The organism is Streptomyces sp. NPDC085460 (genome assembly GCF_044541975.1).
GTDB lineage: Bacteria > Actinomycetota > Actinomycetes > Streptomycetales > Streptomycetaceae > Streptomyces.
In genome coordinates this window covers 94,789-114,764 of sequence record NZ_JBITTO010000004.1, presented here as the reverse complement: position 1 = coordinate 114,764, position 19,976 = coordinate 94,789, and the positions used below count along the sequence as shown (strand labels likewise).

Annotated in this window: 20 protein-coding genes; 7 read left to right on the top strand and 13 right to left on the bottom strand. The window is 76.0% G+C overall.

Translation table 11 applies throughout. The features are described 5' to 3' along the window. Positions 1-51 precede the first annotated feature (51 nt). Together ACIGHB_RS11640 and ACIGHB_RS11635 are read right to left on the bottom strand one after the other, a co-directional pair. Positions 52-717, bottom strand: a complete 666-nt coding sequence (locus tag ACIGHB_RS11640) for a response regulator transcription factor (RefSeq protein ID WP_015037008.1) — start codon at positions 715-717, stop codon at positions 52-54. Between the two features lie 274 nt (positions 718-991). After that, positions 992-1,717 carry a DUF3000 domain-containing protein gene (locus ACIGHB_RS11635; protein ID WP_360309336.1) on the bottom strand — a complete coding sequence of 242 codons (726 nt, stop codon included), beginning with the start codon at positions 1,715-1,717 and terminating at the stop codon, positions 992-994. 90 nt (positions 1,718-1,807) lie between these two features. On the opposite strand from ACIGHB_RS11635, the gene hemE reads away from it, so the two are divergent. Continuing rightward, positions 1,808-2,884, top strand: coding sequence for a uroporphyrinogen decarboxylase (hemE, locus tag ACIGHB_RS11630; RefSeq protein WP_399911841.1), 1,077 nt, complete (start codon positions 1,808-1,810; stop codon positions 2,882-2,884). Positions 2,885-2,970: 86 nt separating this feature from the next. Here the strand turns inward: hemE and ACIGHB_RS11625 are convergent, their stop codons facing one another. Both ACIGHB_RS11625 and ACIGHB_RS11620 read right to left on the bottom strand, forming a co-directional pair. Further along, positions 2,971-4,344: an FAD-dependent oxidoreductase gene (locus ACIGHB_RS11625; RefSeq protein WP_399911838.1), complete on the bottom strand. Its 1,374-nt coding sequence runs from the start codon at positions 4,342-4,344 to the stop codon at positions 2,971-2,973. Between the two features lie 9 nt (positions 4,345-4,353). Continuing rightward, the gene (locus ACIGHB_RS11620; protein ID WP_399911834.1) at positions 4,354-5,430 is read right to left on the bottom strand and encodes a DUF4349 domain-containing protein; all 1,077 of its coding nucleotides are present in this window, start codon (positions 5,428-5,430) and stop codon (positions 4,354-4,356) included. A gap of 141 nt (positions 5,431-5,571) precedes the next feature. Between ACIGHB_RS11620 and hemG the strand changes: the two genes are divergently transcribed. Next, entirely contained in the window at positions 5,572-7,044 is a 1,473-nt protein-coding gene (gene hemG / locus ACIGHB_RS11615) for a protoporphyrinogen oxidase (RefSeq protein WP_399911831.1), read from the top strand. Positions 7,045-7,061: 17 nt separating this feature from the next. Beyond that, complete coding sequence (gene hemQ, locus ACIGHB_RS11610; protein ID WP_399911828.1) at positions 7,062-7,775, top strand: hydrogen peroxide-dependent heme synthase; 714 nt, start codon at positions 7,062-7,064, stop codon at positions 7,773-7,775. A 192-nt stretch (positions 7,776-7,967) separates the two neighbouring features. Here hemQ and ACIGHB_RS11605 read toward each other — a convergent pair whose 3' ends face one another. From ACIGHB_RS11605 to ACIGHB_RS11590, 4 genes are all read right to left on the bottom strand, one after another. Then, a complete protein-coding gene (locus tag ACIGHB_RS11605; RefSeq protein ID WP_360309324.1) occupies positions 7,968-8,687 on the bottom strand; it encodes a TIGR04222 domain-containing membrane protein in 720 nt (239 codons plus the stop codon). A gap of 45 nt (positions 8,688-8,732) precedes the next feature. Then, on the bottom strand, positions 8,733-9,740 hold the full coding sequence (locus tag ACIGHB_RS11600) for a TIGR04222 domain-containing membrane protein (protein ID WP_399911825.1): 1,008 nt from the start codon (positions 9,738-9,740) through the stop codon (positions 8,733-8,735). Positions 9,741-9,745: 5 nt separating this feature from the next. Then, complete coding sequence (locus ACIGHB_RS11595) at positions 9,746-11,359, bottom strand: DUF692 domain-containing protein (RefSeq protein ID WP_399911822.1); 1,614 nt, start codon at positions 11,357-11,359, stop codon at positions 9,746-9,748. 82 nt (positions 11,360-11,441) lie between these two features. Next, positions 11,442-12,161, bottom strand: coding sequence for a peptidyl-tRNA hydrolase (locus ACIGHB_RS11590; RefSeq protein ID WP_360309318.1), 720 nt, complete (start codon positions 12,159-12,161; stop codon positions 11,442-11,444). 73 nt (positions 12,162-12,234) lie between these two features. On the opposite strand from ACIGHB_RS11590, the gene ACIGHB_RS11585 reads away from it, so the two are divergent. The 4 genes from ACIGHB_RS11585 to ACIGHB_RS11570 all read left to right on the top strand — a co-directional run bounded on the left by ACIGHB_RS11585 (position 12,235) and on the right by ACIGHB_RS11570 (position 14,886). Continuing rightward, positions 12,235-13,233 carry an ATP-binding cassette domain-containing protein gene (locus ACIGHB_RS11585; protein WP_399911819.1) on the top strand — a complete coding sequence of 333 codons (999 nt, stop codon included), beginning with the start codon at positions 12,235-12,237 and terminating at the stop codon, positions 13,231-13,233. After that, on the top strand, positions 13,230-13,874 hold the full coding sequence (locus ACIGHB_RS11580; RefSeq protein WP_399911817.1) for an ABC transporter: 645 nt from the start codon (positions 13,230-13,232) through the stop codon (positions 13,872-13,874). The genes ACIGHB_RS11585 and ACIGHB_RS11580 overlap by 4 nt, the downstream gene beginning before the upstream one ends. 39 nt (positions 13,875-13,913) lie before the next feature. Continuing rightward, entirely contained in the window at positions 13,914-14,102 is a 189-nt protein-coding gene (locus ACIGHB_RS11575; protein WP_360309312.1) for a hypothetical protein, read from the top strand. A gap of 82 nt (positions 14,103-14,184) precedes the next feature. Beyond that, the gene (locus ACIGHB_RS11570) at positions 14,185-14,886 is read left to right on the top strand and encodes a bleomycin resistance protein (RefSeq protein WP_399911813.1); all 702 of its coding nucleotides are present in this window, start codon (positions 14,185-14,187) and stop codon (positions 14,884-14,886) included. 6 nt (positions 14,887-14,892) lie between these two features. Here the strand turns inward: ACIGHB_RS11570 and ACIGHB_RS11565 are convergent, their stop codons facing one another. From ACIGHB_RS11565 to zapE, 5 genes are all read right to left on the bottom strand, one after another. Then, positions 14,893-15,774 (bottom strand): polysaccharide deacetylase family protein, encoded by an 882-nt coding sequence (locus ACIGHB_RS11565; RefSeq protein ID WP_360309308.1) that lies wholly within the window; start codon positions 15,772-15,774, stop codon positions 14,893-14,895. A gap of 96 nt (positions 15,775-15,870) precedes the next feature. Next, a complete protein-coding gene (locus ACIGHB_RS11560) occupies positions 15,871-16,785 on the bottom strand; it encodes a PPK2 family polyphosphate kinase (protein ID WP_399911810.1) in 915 nt (304 codons plus the stop codon). A gap of 120 nt (positions 16,786-16,905) precedes the next feature. Next, positions 16,906-18,279: an alkaline phosphatase PhoX gene (locus ACIGHB_RS11555; RefSeq protein ID WP_399911807.1), complete on the bottom strand. Its 1,374-nt coding sequence runs from the start codon at positions 18,277-18,279 to the stop codon at positions 16,906-16,908. A gap of 132 nt (positions 18,280-18,411) precedes the next feature. Next, on the bottom strand, positions 18,412-18,837 hold the full coding sequence (locus ACIGHB_RS11550) for an OsmC family protein (RefSeq protein ID WP_376600629.1): 426 nt from the start codon (positions 18,835-18,837) through the stop codon (positions 18,412-18,414). Positions 18,838-18,871: 34 nt separating this feature from the next. Continuing rightward, the gene (gene zapE / locus ACIGHB_RS11545; protein ID WP_360309302.1) at positions 18,872-19,957 is read right to left on the bottom strand and encodes a cell division protein ZapE; all 1,086 of its coding nucleotides are present in this window, start codon (positions 19,955-19,957) and stop codon (positions 18,872-18,874) included. Between the last annotated feature and the right edge of the window lie 19 nt (positions 19,958-19,976).

The window sequence follows — 19,976 nt, the reverse complement described above, 5'->3', positions numbered from 1 at the left end:
CTGCCGACGGAACGTTCCGTCGACAGGCGCCGCGTTTCCGTCGGGGTGGCGTCAGTGGATGATCCCGGTCCGCAGCGCCACGGCGACCATGCCGGCCCGGTCGCCGGTGCCCAGCTTGCGGGCGATCCGGGCGAGGTGGCTCTTCACGGTGAGCGCCGAGAGCCCCATGGAGACGCCGATGGCCTTGTTGGACTGGCCCTCGGCGACCAGGCGGAGCACCTCGACCTCGCGGCCGGAGAGCTCGCGGTAGCCGCCCGGGTGGCTCGGGGCACCCGGGGGGCGGCGGTGGCCGAGCCGGGCGGCCGCGGCGCCGATGGGCGCGGCGCCGGGGCGCGTCGGGTGGCCGATATTGGTCCGCGTGCCGGTGACGACGTAGCCCTTCACGCCGCCGGCGAGCGCGTTGCGCACCGCGCCGATGTCGTCGGCGGCCGAGAGGGCGAGGCCGTTGGGCCAGCCGGCGGCGCGGGTCTCGGACAGCAGGGTGAGGCCGCTGCCGTCGGGAAGGTGGACGTCGGCCACGCAGATGTCGCGCGGGTTGCCGACGCGGGGACGGGCCTCCGCGATGGACGACGCCTCGATCACGTCGCGTACGCCGAGCGCCCACAGGTGGCGGGTGACGGTGGAGCGGACGCGCGGGTCGGCCACGACGACCATGGCCGTCGGCTTGTTCGGGCGGTAGGCGACCAGGCTAGCGGGCTGCTCGAGCAGAACGGACACTCGGCCTCCTGGGGGGAAGGGGCGGGACGGAGCCGGCTCGGGGAAGAAGCCGGGGGCGAACCCGTGCTCTGAAGGGGTCAATGACTCCTTCGGCAATCCGGGCGCCCGCCTTTAGGGAAAGATCACGATTTAGTGAGTAACAATTGGGGCAATTCGGACGAGCGATCGATCATCCTACGAGTGGGCCCCGTTCCCTCACCCCCACGGGGGACCCCCGTACGAACGCGAGAAGGGGCCCCGAAGGGCCCCTCGCGCACCGCCGGCCGGACTCCGCTCAGGCTCCCTGCGGCCCCCGGCGCTGGGGCAGCGAGACGACCCCCGCGCCCGACACCGTCCCCGCCGCGCCCGTCCCCCCGGCCGGACCCGTCCCCCCGGGCGGTTCCGCCGGCGCGGGCGGCAGCCCCGCGATCTGGCACAGCAGGTCCGACCAGGCCGCCAGGTGCGCCGCCGTGTCCGGCACCCCGCCGGCCCCCTCCAGGGGCGTCCAGGACGCCCGGATCTCGATCTGGGTGGCCGGACGGCGCGCCGCGAGCCCCCCGAAGTAGTGCGAGCCCGCCATCGTCACCGTCCCGCTCGCCTCCCCGTACGCGAGCCCGCGCGCCTCCAGCGCCCCGGTCAGCCACGACCAGCACACCTCCGGCAGCAGCGGGTCCGCCGCCATCTCCGGCTCCAGCTCCGCCCGCACCAGCGTCACCAGCCGGAAGGTGCCCTTCCAGGCGTCGTGCCCCGCCGGATCGTGCAGCAGCACCAGACGCCCGTCCGCGAGGTCCTCCTCGCCGTCGACGACCGCCGCCTCCACCGCGTACGCGTACGGCGCGAGCCGCTGCGGCGGCCGGGTCGGCTCGATCTCCATCTCGGACCGCAGCCGCGCCGTCCGCAGGGCGTCCACCGCCCTCCGGAACGCCGTCGGCACCGGGGTCCCCGCCGTACTCTCCGCCTTGTCGCCCGTCCCTCGAATGCCGTCGGAATGATCGGAAAAATGTCCCTGAGCCGCAGCCATGCGGGGAAGAGTAGGCGGAACGGGGCCGCCATGCGGGGAGGGACACCCGCCCGGCACCAGCGGCTTCCGGTCACATGCGAAGATTTGGGCGTGAGCGCCATGAACAGCCCGACGGGCCAGCAGACGAAGCAGCAGTCGCGGACGTACGACTCCGCGTTCCTCAAGGCGTGCCGGCGCGAGCCCGTGCCCCACACCCCCGTCTGGTTCATGCGCCAGGCAGGGCGCTCCCTCCCCGAGTACCTGAAGGTCCGCGAGGGCATCCCCATGCTGGAGTCCTGCATGCGGCCCGAGCTGGTCAAGGAGATCACGCTCCAGCCCGTCCGCCGCCACAAGGTCGACGCCGCGATCTTCTTCAGCGACATCGTCGTCCCCCTCAAGGCCATCGGCGTCGACCTCGACATCAAGCCCGGCGTCGGCCCCGTCGTCGCCGAACCGATCCGCACCCGCGCCGACCTCGACCGGCTCCGCGACCTCACCCCCGACGACGTCCGCTACGTCAGCGAGGCCGTCGGCATGCTCACCGAGGAGCTCGGCGACACCCCGCTGATCGGCTTCGCCGGCGCTCCCTTCACCCTCGCGAGCTACCTCGTCGAGGGCGGCCCGTCCCGCAGCCACGAGCACACCAAGGCGCTCATGTACGGCGACCCGCAGCTCTGGGCCGACCTGCTCGACCGCCTCGCCGAGATCACCTCCGCCTTCCTGACGGTGCAGATCGAGGCCGGCGCCTCCGCGATCCAGCTCTTCGACTCCTGGGTCGGCGCCCTCGCCCCCGCCGACTACCGCCGCTCGGTCCTGCCCGCCTCCGCGAAGGTCTTCGACGCGGTCGCGGCGCACGGCGTCCCCCGCATCCACTTCGGCGTCGGCACCGGCGAGCTCCTCGGCCTCATGGGCGAGGCCGGAGCGGACGTCGTCGGCGTCGACTGGCGCGTCCCGCTCGACGAGGCCGCCCACCGCGTCGGCCCCGGCAAGGCGCTCCAGGGCAACCTCGACCCCGCCGTCCTCTTCGCCCCCACCGAGGTCGTGGAGGCCAAGGCCGACGAGGTCCTGGCCGCCGCCAAGGGCCTGGAGGGCCACGTCTTCAACCTGGGCCACGGCGTCATGCCGTCGATGGACCCCGACGCCCTCACCCGCCTCGTCGCCCACGTCCACGAGCGCACCGCCGTCTGACGCCACCGGCCCGGAGGGCACGGCGGCGGGGCCGGCCCCGCCGCCCTGCCGCCCCGGCCCCGCTCAGCCGCGGCCGGGCGGTCCGCTCACCCCTCCGCCCGTACCGCCGCCACCGCCTTCCTGGCCGCGACCAGCACCGGGTCCCACACCGGCGAGAACGGCGGCGCGTACCCCAGGTCCAGCGCCGCCACCTGCTCCACCGTCATCCGGGCCGTCAGCGCCACCGCCGCCACGTCCACCCGCTTCGCCGCGCCCTCCCGGCCCACGATCTGCACCCCCAGCAGCCGCCCGGTCCGCTTCTCCGCGAGCATCTTCACCGTCATCGGCGCCGCCCCCGGGTAGTAGCCCGCCCGGCTCGTCGACTCCACCGTCACCGCCACGAACCGCAGCCCGACCGCCCGCGCGTCCTTCTCCCGGAGCCCGGTCCTGGCGATCTCCAGGTCGCAGACCTTCGACACCGCCGTCCCCACCACCCCGGGGAAGGTCGCGTAACCGCCGCCCACGTTCGAGCCGATCACCTGCCCCTGCTTGTTGGCGTGGGTGCCCAGCGGCACGTGCCGCTCCCGGCCCGACACCAGGTCCAGGACCTCCACGCAGTCCCCGCCCGCCCACACGTTCTCCTGCCCCCGCACCCGCATCGACAGGTCCGTGAGCAGTCCGCCGTGCGTCCCGAGCGGCAGCCCCGCCGCCTCCGCCAGCGAGGTCTCCGGCACCACACCCGTCCCGAGCACCACCACGTCCGCCGGGTACTCGCCGTCGTCCGTCGCCACCGCCCGGACCCCGCCGTCGTCGCCCGTGAGGATCTCCCGCACCTCCGCCGACCCGACGGTACGGACCCCCAGCCCGTCCATCGCCGCGTGCACCAGCCGCCCCATGTCCGGGTCGAGCGTCGACATCGGCTGCTCGCCCCGGTTGAGCACCGTCACCTCGTACCCGCGGTTCAGCAGCGCCTCGGCCATCTCCACACCGATGTACCCCGCGCCGACGACCACCGCCCGCCGCCCCGCCGTCCCGGCCAGCGAGTCGAGCAGCGCCTGCCCGTCCTCCAGGGTCTGCACCCCGTGCACGCCCGCCGCGTCGATCCCCGGCACCGGCGGCCGGGCCGGGCGCGCCCCGGTCGCGATCACCAGCTTGTCGAAGCCCGTCCACCCCTCCGTACCGGCCGCCAGGTCCCTGGCCAGAACCCTCTGCCCGGCGAGGTCGATCTCCGTCACCTCGGTCCTGGTCCGCAGCCCGATCCCGCGCGCCCGGTGCTCCTCGGGGGAGCGGGCGATCAGCTCCTCCCGCCCGCCCACGTCCCCGCCCACCCAGTACGGGATGCCGCACGCCGAGTACGAGGAGAACCGGCCCCGCTCGAAGGCCGTGATCTCCAGCTCCCCCGTCCCCTTGAGCCTGCGCGCCTGCGACGCGGCGGACATGCCCGCCGCGTCGCCGCCGATGACCACCAGTCGTTCGCTCATGCGCCCACGCTACGGCGCCGGGGCCTCCTCGTCCGGCTCCGCGTCGGGCACCGGAAGCCCCGCCGCGTTCGTCCGCCCCGGCTGCGCCGGCACCACGGCCGGTTCCGCGTCGGGCCGGGGCCCCGCGACGGCCGCGCGGGCGCGGAGCCGCGGCCGCACGACCCACCGCCACACCGCGTACGCGCCCAGGGCCACCGCCAGCCACGGGGCGAGCGCCGCGAGGACCACCAGGACCCAGGCGACCACGGCGGTCAGCGCGCCCCAGCCGCCGGACAGCGACTCCCCGAGGCCCGGGCGGCTGTCGTCCGTCCGCTCGTCCTCGACGACCGGCCGCTCCTTCTCCGTGAGGCTCAGCGTGATCGTCGCCAGCGAGGTCCGGTCCTTCAGCGACGCCTGCTGGGCGAGCAGCGCCTCCAGGTCCGCCTGCCGCCGGCTCAGCTCCCCCTCCAGGGTCACCACGTCGGCCAGCCGCTCCGCCCGGTCCATCAGCGCCCGCACCCGCGCCACACTGGCCCGCTGCGTGGCGATCCGGCTCTCCACGTCCACCACCTGGTCGGTGACGTCCTGCGCCTCCGCCTTGCGCGCCAGGAGGGTGCCGGTGCCGGCCAGCTCGGAGAGGACGTGGTCGTACCGCTCCTGCGGCACCCGCAGCACCATCGTCGAGTGGTCGTACCGGTCCTCGACGCGCTCGGTCGTCTCCGACTCGACCCGCCCGCCCGCGGACGCCGCCACCGCCCGCACCCGGTCGGCGGTCTCCGCCACCTTCTCGACCTCCACCGACAGCGAGGCCGTACGGATCACGTGCTGCGCGGCCGGCGCCTTCGCCGCCTCCCCCTTCGCGTCCCCCTTCGCACCGGCGGAGCCGCCCGATCCGCCCGAGCCCCCCGTCGTCCCGTCCTGCCGCGCCGCCCCGTCGGCGGCCTCGCCCGCCGCCGGGGCGGCGGCCTTGGCCCCCGTCGCGTCGGAGGCGCCGCCCGCGCACCCCGCCGTCAGCGCCAGCGAGGCGGCGAGCAGCAGCGCCGCCCCCGCCCTCCGCCCGCCGGCGGTCCTGCCCGCCCCAGCCGTTCCGACCGTTCCGCTCGACACACGCACCGAACCCCCCAGGTTCACCGGAAGCAATGCCTCTAGGACGTACGGGACCCGCCCCGGGTTCGCGCCCCCGGTAGCGATGCGGTCACGTTCCGGCCTCGGAACGGGAGCCCGGGGGCGATTTGAGAGAGTGGTCCCATGAACGCGGACACCACGGGACCCCACGCCGGACCTCACGCCGTCGTCGTCGGCGGCGGCATCACCGGCCTCGCCGCCGCCCACCGGCTGCTCGCCGCCGGAGCGCGCGTCACCCTCCTGGAGGCCGGCGGCCGGCTCGGCGGCAAGCTGCTCGCCGGGGAGATCGCCGGCGCCCCCGTGGACCTCGGCGCCGAGTCCCTGCTGGCCCGCCGCCCCGAGGCCGTCGCGCTCGCCGAGGCCGTCGGCCTCGGCGACCGGCTCCAGGCCCCGGGCACCACCACCGCCTCCGTCTGGTCCCGGGGCCGGCTCGTCCCGATGCCCAAGGGCCACGTCATGGGCGTCCCCGGCGACCCCGGAGCCGTCGCCGGCCTCCTCTCCGAGGAAGGACTGCGCCGGATCGGCCGCGACACCGAGCTGCCGCCCACCGAGGCCGGCGACGACACCGCCATCGGCGCGTACGTCGCCGAGCGCATGGGCCACGAGGTCGTCGACCGGCTCGTCGAACCCCTCCTCGGCGGCGTCTACGCCGGCGACGCCTACCGCATCTCGATGAAGGCCGCCGTCCCCGCCCTCTTCGAGGCCGCCCGCCGCCACCCCACCCTCACCGCGGCGGTCCGCGCCGTCCAGGCCGCCGGCGCCGCCGTCCCCGACGACGTGGCGGGCGCCGCCACCGGCCTCGGCGGAGCCGCCTTCGCCGGCCTCTCCGGCGGCATCGGCACCCTCCCCGGCGCCGTCGCCGACGCCGTCCGCGCCGCCGGCGGCACGATCCTCACCGACGCCCCCGTGACCGCGCTGCTCCGGGACGGCACCGGCTGGCGGGTCGTCACCCCGGAGCGGACCCTCGACGCGGACGCCGTCGTCCTTGCCGCCCCCGCCCCCGTCGCCGCCCGCCTCCTCGGCGGCCCCGCCCCCGAGGCCGCCGCGCTCCTCGGCGAGATCGCGTACGCCTCCATGGCCCTGGTGACGCTCGCCTTCCGCCGCGCCGACCTGCCCGCGCTTCCCGGCTCCGGCTTCCTCGTCCCGCCCGTCGACGGGCACACCATCAAGGCGTCCACCTTCTCCAGCCAGAAGTGGCGCTGGGTCGGCGAGGCGGCGCCCGAGCTCTTCGTGCTCCGCACCTCCGTCGGCCGGCACGGCGAGGACACCTGGCTCCACCGCGACGACGAGGACCTGGTCGCCGCCTCCCTCAAGGACCTCGGCGCCGCCGCCGGCCTCGCCGCCCGCCCCGTCGCCACCACCGTCACCCGCTGGACCGACGGCCTGCCCCAGTACCCCGTCGGCCACCTGGACCGCGTCGCCCGCGCCCGCGCCGCCCTCGCGGCACTGCCCGGACTGCGCCTCGCCGGGGCCGCGTACGACGGCGTCGGCATCCCCGCCTGCGTCGCCTCGGCGCACCGCGCGGCCGACGCCGTCGCGGACGAGATCATCGCCACGCCGGAAACGGGGCACCCCGGTGCGGGGCACTCCTCGTGACGGGCGAGAATAGGCGTATGAGTGCGCCCGAAAAGATCCCGAACGCCGGTAAGAAGGCGAAGGACCTCAACGAGGTCATCCGCTACACCCTGTGGTCCGTCTTCAAGCTGCGCGACGTCCTGCCCGCCGACCGGACCGGCTACGCCGACGAGGTCCAGGAGCTGTTCGACAAGCTGGCGGCCGAGGACGTCACCGTCCGCGGCACGTACGACCTGTCCGGTCTGCGCGCCGACGCCGACGTCATGATCTGGTGGCACGCCGAGACGAGCGACGAGCTCCAGACGGCGTACAACCTCTTCCGCCGTACGAAGCTGGGCCGCGCCCTGGAGCCGGTCTGGTCGAACATGGCGCTGCACCGCCCCGCCGAGTTCAACAAGTCGCACATTCCGGCCTTCCTCGCCGACGAGACCCCCCGCGACTACGTCTCGGTCTACCCCTTCGTCCGCTCGTACGACTGGTACCTGCTGCCGGACGAGGACCGCCGCCGGATGCTCGCCGACCACGGCAAGATGGCCCGCGGCTACCCGGACGTCCGCGCCAACACCGTCGCCTCCTTCTCGCTCGGCGACTACGAGTGGCTGCTCGCCTTCGAGGCCGACGAGCTGCACCGCATCGTCGACCTCATGCGCCACCTGCGCGCCTCCGAGGCGCGGATGCACGTCCGCGAGGAGGTCCCCTTCTACACCGGCCGCCGCAAGAGCGTCGCGGAGCTGGTGGCGGGCCTGGCCTGACGGCCGCCCCACGACCTGGTGGCGCCCCGGCTCCCAGCCGGGGCGTTCGCCCCTCGACCCGGAAGATCAGACGGTGGCCACGCCATGGTCCGCCGCTCCAGCGACACCGGGTCCGGCACCGGGTGCGGCGCGCGCGAGCGCGCCGCACCGGCGTCCCTTCCCTCACGCCCTCCGCACCGGGGTTCCTCCCCCTCACGCCCTTCCCAGCGCCGACCGCAGCTCCGGTTCCAGGACCGCCGGCCCACGGGTGGCGAGCGCGGTGAGCGGATCCTCCGCCGAAAGCCCCGCGAGCAGCCGCTGACCGGCGTGCGAGGCCCACCGGCCGCGCGGAGACCGGGCGATCGCCCAGCAGAGCCCCGAGGCCGTCAGCGGCAGGACGAACCCGGCGACGACCCGCGCCCGCTCCGCCGGCTCCACCAGCGCCGCCGCGACCGTCCCCAGCGCGAGCGCCAGCAGGAACGCGCCCCGCACCGCCCGCAGCCCGGCCGCGACCTCCCGCCGCCCCGCCCCCGGCACCGCGAGCCCCCGGGCCACCAGCCCCTCCTCGATCCGGCGTACGCAGGCGGCGCCGGCGACCACCGGACGCAGCCGGGGCACCGGCGCCTGACCGCCGGGACCGATCGCGCCGAGCACCGCCCGCTCCAGCTCGTCCCCGCCGCCGGAGGCGTCGAGGACCGTCGCCCAGCCGGTGCGCGCGAGCAGCAGCCGCCGCGCCCGGTGCATCGAGACCAGCGCCAGCTCGGTGACCCGCCCCGGCCCGCCGGCGAGGAACGCGGCCTCGCCCAGGGTGAGTTCCCCCTCCCCGGACGCGCCGCCGCCGGGCCCGCCGGCGGCTGTCGCGGCCCGGCAGAGCCGCGCGCACGCGACGGCGGTCACGGCGCAGGCGACGAGGAGGAGCGGGAACCAGACCATGATCGAGTTGTACGACAGGACCGGCGGCCCCGCCACCCGAACGGCTCAGCCGCTGGACCCTCCGCAGGACGAGCCGCCTCCGCCGCACGACGAGGACGAGGAGGAGCCGCACGAGGAGGACGACGAGCCGCAGGACGAGGAGCCGCAGGACGAGCCGCCCGATCCGCAGCTCGACCCCGACCCCGACCCCGAGCCGGAGTCCGAGCCCCAGCCGTCGCCGCCGCCCGTCTCCGGGCCCGCGCACCACATCACCACGGCCGCGGCGGCGGTCGTGTCGGAGCCGTACGGGGCGGAGGTACGGCTCCGGTGCCCGCGGACCGGTCCCTCGGGCCGGGCCGCGTCCCGCAGCCGCTCCCACAGGTCGCGGTCGGACAGCGCCCGGATCCCGCCGAGCGCGACCTGCTCGGCCGCTCCGCCGCCCTGTTCGCGCCGGAAGGCGGCGAGGGCCGCGAGCCCCGCCGCGCTCACCGGGCGGGTGGAGGTCGTCCCGCAGATCAGCGCGGCGAGGAAGCACACGAAGAACAGCGGCATGACCAACACGAAGAACGGCACCGAGGGCCCGTCGACCGCGAACTCGGCGACGGTGGCGACGATGGCCACCGGGAACAGCAGGAAGGCGCCCACGATGACGCCGACGCACCAGCGCCGCAGGTGGCGGCGGGGGCCCGGCAGGGTCACCAGGCCCCGTGCGGCGAGGCCGTCGCCGATCTCCTGCACGGCGGGGTGGGTCATCACGCCGAGCCGCAGCGAGCGCAGGGAGCCGCTCGGGGCGGCGGCGAGGGTGTCGAGCACCGCCCGCTCCACCGGGTCGTGGGCGATCCGGTGGACGACGGCGACGACGCCGGGGCCGCCGATGACGATCCGGCCGTCCAGGTGCATGGCGGCGAGCGCGGTGTCGGCGACCCGTGCCGGGCCGCCCCCGAGGAACGCGGCCTCGTGGACGTCCTGGAGACCGCCGCGGGGACCGCCCGCCCGCATCCGCCGGGCCAGGACGAACAGCCGGAGGAGCGCGGCGGCGCCGGCGAGGTACAGCGCGACGAGGAGCACGTCCATGACGGTCACCGCCCCCCGAACACGCGGCGCCCGGCGCGGGCCAGCCGTTCCGCGATCCCTGGCGGCCGGCTCTCGGCCCGCTCCCGCCACCAGCGGGTCAGCTCCCGGTGCTCGGGCCGCCCGTCGAGCAGCAGCCCCTCGACGAAGTCGAGCGCGTCCCGCCGGTAGCTCCCCGGCATCGGCCGCCGGCGCGCGTACGCCAGGAACGCGGGCCGGAAATCGGCCCCGAGGATCCTCGGCAGATCGGGCGCGATCCGCGCGACCACGGAGACCCGCTTGGCGGCCAGCGCCCGGCTCTGCACCCGGATCCGGCGCACGTCGAACCCCTCCGGGACGGGCGTCCCCGCCACCAGGGCGGAGAGCAGCGCCGCCTGCCCCACCCCGAGCCGCTGCCGCACGACGTCCCCGGCGTCCGGGGAAGCGGCCCGCGGCGGGGCGGCGGTGGCGGAGCCGGTCTCCGGCCGCGCCAGCACGGCCACGGGGCCGGACGGCACGGTCACCGGGCCGGACGGTACGGGTACGGGTACGGGCGTGCCGTGGGCGGCCGTCGCCGCCGGGGGCGCCGGCCGGGAGGCCGGCATCGGACCGCCCGACACGCGGGCACCGGCGCCGATGTGGAGCGGGTCGCCGCCCGCGAGGGCGCGGCCCGAGCGCAGCACGGCGGCGCCGACACCGTGACGCGCGGCGAGCCGGCCTCCGGCGCCCGTACCGCCGGCGCCCGTACCGACGACGTCCGGGCCGAACGCGACCGTACCGGCGGAGTGCGTGCCGGTGGACGGGGCTCGGGGCGCGGTGCGGCGGGCGGTCGTGACCGTCGCGCGGATCGCGGCGAGTTCGCCGGCGAGTTCCGTCGCCGCCGGGAAGTGGTCGTCGCGCTCCAGGAGGACGCCCGGAGGGGCGACCCGGCCGGCGAGGTCGGCCAGGATGTCGAGGACCGGGGCCGGCACGGGGTGGGCGTGCGTGTCGTGCCAGACGCCGTCGCGCTCGACGCCGCCCGCCACGTGGACGTACGCGATGGCCTCGACCGGCAGTTCGGCGAGGGCCCGCGCCGGGTCCTCGCCCCGGTTGCGGTGGTTGGTGTGCAGGTTGGCGACGTCGATCAGGAGCCGTACCCCCGTACGCTCCACCAGCTCCGCCAGGAACCGCCCCTCCGACAGTTCCTCGCCCGGCCACGAGAACAGCGCGGCGATGTTCTCCAGGGCCAGCGGCACCGGCAGCGCCTCCTGCGCGATGCGCACGTTCTCGCAGAGCACGTCGAGGGCGTCCCGGGTGCGCGGGACCGGCAGCAGATGGCCGGCCTCCAGGCGCGGGGTCGCCGTCAGCGGGCCGCCGGCCCGGACGAAGGCGATGTGCTCGGTGACGAGCGGCGCGCCCAGCGCCTCCGCCTTCGAGGCGAGCGCGGCCAGCCGCTCCGGGTCCGGCCGGTCCGCCCCGCCGAGCCCCAGCGACACCCCGTGCGGCACCACCGTGACGCCCCGCGCCCGCAGCCGGGTCAGCGAGTCGGGCAGATGGCCGACGCACACGTTCTCCGCGACGACCTCCACCCAGTCGACGGGCAGCTCCTCGACCGCGTCCGCGATCTCCGGACGCCAGCCGATACCGATGCCGAGTTCCGTCATGTCCCCCTCCTTCGGTCCTCAGTCACCCACGTGATGACCCCGGCGACGCCGGTCGAACCCCTGAAGGAGGAGGTTCAGAGCTTCATTTGAGGTTCCCGGCCACCGGCGCTCCCGGCACCGCCAGAACGCCGGGGAAGGAGGACACCACCGTCGCGCTGCCGGGCGCGATCTCCGTGAAGCCCGCGTCGCGGACGACCGGGAGGCCGCTCGCGGCCAGCGCGGGCCACTCGGCCTCCCCGGCCGTGCGGACCGCGAGCGGGAAACCGGCCGCGCGCCAGGCCGCGCGGGCGGCCCCGTCCAGCGCCCACCAGAGCAGCTGGGCGCCGTGCCCGGCCTGCGCCATCGCCTTCCCGGCCGACATCTCCAGGCCGGGGTTGAACCAGAGCACGGCCGCCCCGTCGGGGACCGGGCCGGGCGGCGCCGGGTCGTCGAGGTCGGTGCCCGAGACCTGGAGCTTGGCCAGCTCCTTGGGCCAGCCGTCGAGCGGGACCGGCGGGAAGACCCGTACCTCCGCCTCCGCGCCGTTGACGGTGAGGCCCGGCAGCCCCTCGGCGCGCCGCCACTCCGCGCCGCGCGCCCGCCGGACCACCTTGCGGATCCGGGCGTCCTCCCAGTCGGCGACGGCCCGCGCCCATTCCCCCTCGCCGAGCGCGCGCTCGTCGGTCAGGAGCCGGAGCACGGCCCGGGCCGCGGTCTCCAGGGCGTCGGTACGGGCCGGGGGCGCGTCCCGCTCGATGCGCACCACCAGGGGCAGGACGTACTGCGGCTTCTCGTCGCGGGGATCGGTGTCGTTGCTGCTCACCCGGCAAGTCTGCCACCGCCGCCCGGCGGCCGGATCTTGTGGGCGGGCGGGCGGCCGGGCGAGGATCGGCGCCATGACGACGACGGGGCGGGAGCGTGAGCGGGGGCCGGTGCGGCTCGCGGGCGTGGGGCGCCGGTACGGGCCGCGCGGCCCGTGGGTGCTGCGCGGTGTCGACCTGGACCTGCCGGCCGGCCGGCTCGTGCGGGCCGCCGGCGCGAACGGCACCGGCAAGTCGACGCTGCTGCGGCTGGTCGCCGGGGTCGACGCCCCCGCCGAGGGCCGGATCACCGGCCGCCCGGCCAGGACGGCGTACGTCCCCGAGCGCTTCCCGCCCGACCTGCCGTTCACGGCCCTCGGCTACCTGGTCCACCTCGGCCGCCTCCAGGGCCTCGGCGGCGGCACGGCACGGGCGCGGGCGGGGGAGTGGCTGGAGCGGCTCGGCGCGGGCCAGTACCGCGACACCGCCCTCGCCGACCTCTCCAAGGGCACCGCCCAGAAGGTGGCCGTCGCCCAGGCGCTCCTGGCCGCGCCGGACCTGCTCGTCCTCGACGAGGCGTGGACGGGCCTGGACACCGGTGCCCGCGCCGAGCTGGACCGGGCGGTGCGCGAGCGGGTCGCGGCCGGCGCCACGGTCCTCTTCGTCGACCACACCCCGGACCGCCTCGCGGCCGACACCGACACGACCCTGCACGTGACCGCCGGCCGCCTCCACCCGGACCACCACGCGCCGCCACGCCCCGCCGCCCCGGCACGGGCGCGGGCCTCCGCGACGACGGCCGCGCCGGCCCCCGGCACCGGCCCGACCGGGGAAGCCGCCCCGGCGGGGGCGGCTTCCCCGCCCGCGCCGGTGGTCCTCGCGCCGTCCGGCGGGGCCGACGTGGTGCGGATCGTCGCCTCCGGTGCGCGGCCCCTGCCCGAGGGCCTGCCCGGCGGGGCCGTCGGGGTGGCGCTCGCGGACGGCGGGGCCGAGGTGTTCCGGGTCGGCGGGGCGGACTCCGACGACCTGCTGCGGGCGCTGCTCGGTGCCGGCTGGCACGTGCGCCGGGTGGAGACCGAGGGGGAGCGGTCGTGACGGCGCTGCTGCGGTACCACTCCGCGCTCTTCCTCCGGTCCCAGCGGTGGCTCGCGCCGCTGCTCCTCTACGCGGCCGTCGTCGCCGTCGGCGTCCGGCCGGGCGATCCCGTCCTCGGCTCGCTCGGCATCGCGGCGGCCGGGCTGCTGCCCGTGTCCGCGTGGGCGGCGCGGATCTGCCTGACGCGGGAGCCGGCCGCCGCGCGGGCCGTGACCGCCGCCGCCGGCGGCCGGTCCCGCGCCCACCTGGCCGCCCTCGTCACCGGCCCCGGCTGGTCCGTGCTCGCGGGCGCCGTCGCGGTCTGCGCGGTGACGGCGACGGGCGACCTCTCCGGCACCGGCGCCCCGGCCGCCCTGCTCGCCGGGGTCCTGGCCACCACCGCCTGCGCGCTCACCGGCGGTGCGGTGGGCGCGCTCGCCTCCCGGCCGTTCGTGAAGCCGCCGGGCTGGTCGGTGGGCGCGCTGCTCCTGGGCGCGCTGCTCGCCCTGGTGACCACGGGTTCGCCCGCGAAGCACGCGGTCACGGCCCTCGTCGCCGCCGAGGGGGCGGCCCGACCGCCCTGGGCCGCCTGCGTCGCCGCCGTCGCCCTCGCCGCCGTGACGGCGGCCGCGTCCTGCCGGGCCGCCGCCCGTCTGGAATGAGGCCGGGTGCGGGCGCCGTACCGGAGTAGCCTCGGTGGCATGACCACGGAAACCGGAGCCCTCTGCACGCCCGAGCCCGCGCCCCGCCCGCCGAAGGCGGCCGAGGGCCCGTACGCGCGCTGCGTCCTGTGCCTGGAGCCGACCGAGTACGCGGAGTCGGCCAAGGGCGTCGTGCTCTGCCCGGTCTGCGAGTGGCAGGAGGCCCAGCGCAACGCCTGCTCCGGCTGAGAGCCGCGCGGGAGGGAGCCGCGCGGGAGGGAGAGCGGGGATAGCCCGACATCGGTAGTCAAGTTTGAGTAGTCTGGTGCGCATGGCCGAACGCGCGATACCGATCCTGCCCTGCCGGACCCTCCAGCCCGTCCTGGACTTCTACACCGCCCTCGGTTTCGAGGTCACCTTCGTGCAGAAGAGCCCCAACCCGTACGCCTCCGTCGGACGCGGCTCCCTGGAGCTCCAGTTCTTCGGCGTGAAGCACCACGACCCCGCCACCTCGATGAGCACCTGCTACGTCGTCACCGACGACGTCGACGGTCTGTACGCCGCCTTCCGCGCCGGCCTGAAGCAGGCGTACGGCCGGATCCCGACCCGGGGGCTTCCGCGCCTCGGGGCGCTCCGGGACACCACGTACGGGATGCGGCAGTTCCTCCTGACCGACCCCGCGGGCAACTGCGTCCGCGTCGGGCAGCGGATCCGCGAGGACCTGCGCCACGACCCCGCGCCCGCCGGCATCTTCGCCCGCGCCCTCCACCACGCCGCCCTGCTCGCCGACTCGCGGGAGGACCCGGCGGCCGCCGCGAAGGTGATCGACCGGGTCCTCCGCCTGCCGGACGAGCGGCCCACCCCGGCCGAGCGGCTGCGTCTCCTCGTCCTCCGCGCGGACGTCGCACGGCGGCTCGGCGACGAGGACACCGCCGCGACGGCCCTCGCCGAGGCCACCGCCGTCCCGCTCGCCCGCGAGGAGCGCGAGACGGTCCGGGACGACCTCGCGAGGCTGGCGGAGCTGCGCGGCTGAGCGGCCTCAGCCCGCCCGCATCAGCTCGGAGACCTTCACGAAGCGGTAGCCGCGCGCACGGAGTTCGGGGACGACGCGGCGGATCGCGCGTTCGGTGGCGGGGGCGGCGCTGCGGGTGCAGTGGAGGACGACGACGGAGCCGGGGCGGACGCCGGAGAGGACCTGCTCCGCGACCGCGTCGGGGTCCTTCGCGAAGGCGTCGCCGCCGACCACGTCCCACTGGACGGCGGTGACCCGGGCCGGGGCGAGGGCGTGCAGCGCGGCGTCGTCGTAACAGCCGCCGGGGAAGCGGAAGTAGGGCACGACGTTGACCGCGCCTGCGTCCCGGAAGGAGTCGAAGGCGCGGCGCACGTCGGCCGCCATGTCCGGGACGGCGACCTTCGGCAGGCCGTAGCAGGGCTCGGCGAAGGCGTAGTGGCTGTAGGAGTGGTTGGCGATCTCGAAGCGGGGATCGCCGCCGATGGAGCGCGCCTGGTCGGGGTACTCCTCCGCCCACCGGCCGGTCATGAAGATCGTCGCGTCCACCTTGAGCCGGCGCAGGGTCGCGATGAGCTCGGGGTTGTCGAAGCGCTCGCCGCGCGCGGCGCGCGGGCCCTGGTCCGCCGTCATGTCCGCGTCGAAGGTGAGTGCGACGACCTTCTCGGCGCTCCGGCCGCTCCGCCGCTCGTAGACCGGGGTACGGCCCTGGGGCCCCGCCGCCATCGTGGGCGGGGCGGCGGGCGCGGGCTTCGCGCCCGGGGCGGCCGTCGGCTGCGCGGCCGGTCGCGCGGTCGTGGTGGGGGACGGCCGGTTCCCGGCGGGCGGGGAGGTGTCGGCGCCCCCGCCGCAGCCGACGAGGGCGGCGCCCAGCAGACCGAGCGCCGCCACCTTACGTACAGAAATGGTCACGAACGGAAGTTATCCGATCGAATGTGAAGCATGATGGTCGCACCCCGGGGCGCGGCGGGCCGCGTCACCCGTCAGGGCTCAGGAACCCGGATGCCGTCAGGTCGCCAGCAGCCGCCGCCGGCACTCCGCCACGTCGAAATCGCCCGGCGGATAGCGCGGGTCCAGCGCCTCCAGGTGCTCCAGGAGCAGCCGGCTGACCGCCCAGTTCCGGTACCACTTGCGGTCCGCCGGGACGACGTACCAGGGCGCCTCGGGCGACGAGCAGCGCTCCAGGGCCAGTTCGTACGCCTCCTGGTAGGCGGGCCAGCGGGTCCGGTCCTCGATGTCGCCCGGGGAGAACTTCCAGTGCTTGTCGGGGTTGTCGAGGCGCTCCAGCAGCCGGGCGCGCTGCTCCTCGTACGACAGGTGCAGGAAGACCTTCACGAGCGTCACGCCGTCCTCGGCGAGCGAGCGCTCGAAGCGGGCGATCTCCTCGTACCGCCGCTCCACCTCCTCGCGCGGGACCAGCTCCCTGACCCGCGCGATCAGCACGTCCTCGTAGTGCGAGCGGTCGAAGATGCCGATCTCGCCGGGCACCGGCAGCGCCCGGGTGACCCGCCACAGGAACGGGTGGGCGCTCTCCTCGGGGGTGGGCGCCTTGAAGGCGCGGATCCGGCAGCCGGACGGGTTGAAGTGCCCGATGACGTGCTTGACCGTGCCGCCCTTGCCGCTGGTGTCCATGCCCTGGAGGACCAGGAGCAGCCGGCGCCGGTCGCCCGCCGTGCTCGCCGCGTACAGACGCTCCTGGAGCGCGGCGAGCCGTGGGGCGAGGAGTGTGGTGGCGGCGAGGCCGGCCGCCTTGCCGTCCGGGGCGCCGGGGCCGCCGTGCTTGGCCCGGGGGTCGTACGCGGAGAGGTCGACGGGCTTGCCCGGCGGCAGCCGCAGCGCCTCGCCGAGGGACGGAGCACCCCGTCCGGCGCCTGCCCCGGAGCCTTCCGCGCCGACCCGCGTCTTCCCTGCCTTCTTCGCCACCGCCCGCGTCCCTTCCGCCGTGCCGCTCGCCTCCCCCGATCCTGCGACGGATCGGGGCGGCCCGCGAGCCCACCCGGGGCGCGGTCGGCACCCCGGGCCCGGTCGGCGACCGGGCGGCGGTCAGCGCCAGGGGCCGGTGACGGCGAACGTGGTGCCGGGGGTGTAGCAGTTCACGAACATCGTGGTGCCGTCGGGGGAGAAGGTGACGCCCGCGAACTCGCCCCACTCCGGCGCGCCGGGCTTCCCGATGTCCTGCCGGCCCCGGGCGACCGCGTACACCTCGCCCGACCGGTTCACCCCGAAGACGTGCTGCGCGCCGCCGCCGTCCTCGCACACCATCAGGCCGCCGGTGGGGGCCAGGCAGATGTTGTCGGGGGACTCGCCGGGCAGCCGGACGTCGGTGTCCGGACCGAAGACGACGGCGAGGGTGAGCCGCCGGGTGAGCGGCTCGTACTTCCACACCTGGCCGAAGTGGGTGGCGCCGGAGCCGTCGGAGGTCCGGGCGTAGGAGGAGACGAAGTAGACGCAGGTGCCGCCCCAGTAGCAGCCCTCCAGCTTCTGGGCGTGGGTGATCCCGCCGGGCCCGAAGTCCTGGAAGCGGATGGGCGTGCCGGCCGCCTGCGGGTCCGGCACCGGCACCCACTCGACGCGGCGGAAGACCGTCCCGGGCTCCCGCACCACCGACAGGTCGGGGACGCCGGGCACCCGCATCGCCTGGAGGGTGCCGCCCGCGCGCAGCGAGCCGGTGCCGCCGAGCGGCATGAGGGGCAGGAAGCGGTAGAAGAGGCCGAAGGGGTACTCGAAGGCGTCCTCCGTCTCGTAGACGACCCCGGTGTACGGGTCCACGGCGACGGCCTCGTGCGCGAAGCGGCCCAGCGCGGTGAGCGGGACGGCGCCGGTGCGGTGCGGGTCGGCCGGGTCCACCTCGAAGACGAAGCCGTGGTCCTTCTCGTACCCCTTGGTCCCGGCCTTGTCCTCGGTCTCCTCGCAGGTCAGCCAGGTGCCCCAGGGGGTGGCCCCGCCCGCGCAGTTGACGGCCGTGCCCGCGATGCCGACGCGTTCCCCTGCGGCGCCCTCCAGGACCTCGCCGTCGGGGCCGAGTCCGAGGACGGTGCAGCCGCCCTTGGCGCCCGGGTCGTAGGTGAGGCCGGTGACGGCGGGGACGCCGAGGCGGGCGTCGGACCGGTTCTCGTGGTTGCGGACCAGGTGGAGGGCGCCGTTCGCGGCGGGGAAGGCGCCCATGCCGTCGAAGCGGCTCGGGACGGGGCCCTCGCCGGAGCGCAGCCGCTCGCCCTCGCGGGAGAGGACCCGGTAGGAGAAGCCGGCGGGGAGGTCGAGGAGGCCGTCCGGGTCGGGGACGAGGGGGCCGTAGCCGCCGAGCGGCTCGGCGGCGGCGGGGGAGCCGGCGAAGAGGTCGGCCAGCGCGCCGGTGAAGGCGATCCCGGCGACGGACGCGCCGGTGCGGGCCAGGATCTGACGTCGTGTCACGGACATGGGTCGGCCTTCCCGCCGGAGACAGCTGTGGACCCGCTGTGTACCACGCACCGGAGTGGGTGATGCGTGACGCGGGTCCACGGCGCCTCGGATGGCGTAATGCCGCCCCTGCGGCGTCCGCCTGAGGGAGCGTCAGGCCAGCTCGGCCGTCAGCGTGATCGTCGTGCCGGTGAGAGCCTGGCTGACCGGGCAGTTCTTCTTGGCGCCCTCGGCGGCCTCCTGGAACTGGCCGGCGTCCAGACCGGGGACCTCGCCGCGCACGGTGAGGTGGATGCCGGTGATGCCCTCGCCCGGCTGGAAGGTGACGTCCGCCTTGGTCTCCAGACGGGTGGGCGGGTTGCCCGCGCCGGCCAGGGCGTGCGAGAGGGCCATCGAGAAGCAGGAGGAGTGCGCGGCGGCGATGAGCTCCTCGGGGCTGGTCTTTCCGTTCGGCTCCTCGGAGCGGGCCGGCCAGGAGACGTCGTACGAGCCGAGGCCGGAGGAGTCGAGGCTGACGACGCCGGAGCCCTTGAGGAGGTCGCCCTGCCAGACGGTGTGGGCGTGACGGACGGTGGCCATGGTGAATCCCTTTCGATCGGGTATGGCCCCCAACCTACTGCTCCACGAGCCCCTTTGCGTCCCGCGCCAGGGCGGTGAGCCGGGAGATGGCCCGGAAGTACTTCTTCTTGTACCCGCCGTTCAGCATTTCGTCGCTGAACAGCTTGTCGAACGGCAGTCCGGAGGCGAGGACGGGTATCTCGCGGTCGTAGAGCCGGTCGGCGAGGACGACGAGCCGCAGCGCGGTCGACTGGTCGGGGACCGGGCCCACGTCGGTGAGGCAGACCGCCGACAGCTCGTCGGTGAGGGCGCCGTACCGGCTCGGGTGCACCCTGGCCAGGTGGTCGAGCAGGTGCGGGAAGTCGTCCAGGGAGGCGCCCGGGACGCGGTACGCGGTCTCCGTGACGACCTGGTCGGTGTACGGGGCGGGGGCCTCGGGCAGGCCCCGGTGGCGGTAGTCCTCGCCGTCGATCCGCAGCGGCCGGAAGTGCGCCGAGAGGCCCTGGATCTCGCGGAGGAAGTCGGCGGCGGCGAAGCGGCCCTCGCCGAGCTTGCCCGGCAGCGTGTTCGAGGTGGCGGCGAGCGCCACCCCGGCCTCGACCAGCTTGCCGAGCAGGCTGGAGACGAGGACGGTGTCGCCCGGGTCGTCCAGTTCGAACTCGTCGATGCACAGGAGCCGGTGTCCGCTGAGCGTCTTCACGGTCTGCTGGAAGCCGAGCGCGCCGACCAGGTTCGTCAGCTCCACGAAGGTGCCGAACGCCTTCAGCTCGGGCGCGGCGGGCGTGGCGTGCCAGAGGGAGGCGAGCAGGTGGGTCTTGCCGACGCCGTACCCGCCGTCGAGGTAGACCCCACGCGGGCCGGCCGGGGCGGCGGGCTTGCGGGCGAACCAGCGGCGCTTGCCGGCGCCGGTCGCGTGCGCCCCGCCGAGGCCCTCGGCGAAGCCGGAGAGGACCTTGACCGCCTCGCACTGGCTCGGCTGGTTCGGGTCGGGGAGGTACGTGTCGAAGCGCACCGAGTCGAAGCGCGGCGGCGGGACCATCTCCGCGACCAGCCGGTCGGCGGGGACGTGGGGCTCGCGCGAGCAGAGCGAGAGCGGGGCCGCCGCTGCGGAGGCGGCTTCATTCAGGGCACGGGTCGACACAGTTCCCCACTGTAAGCGC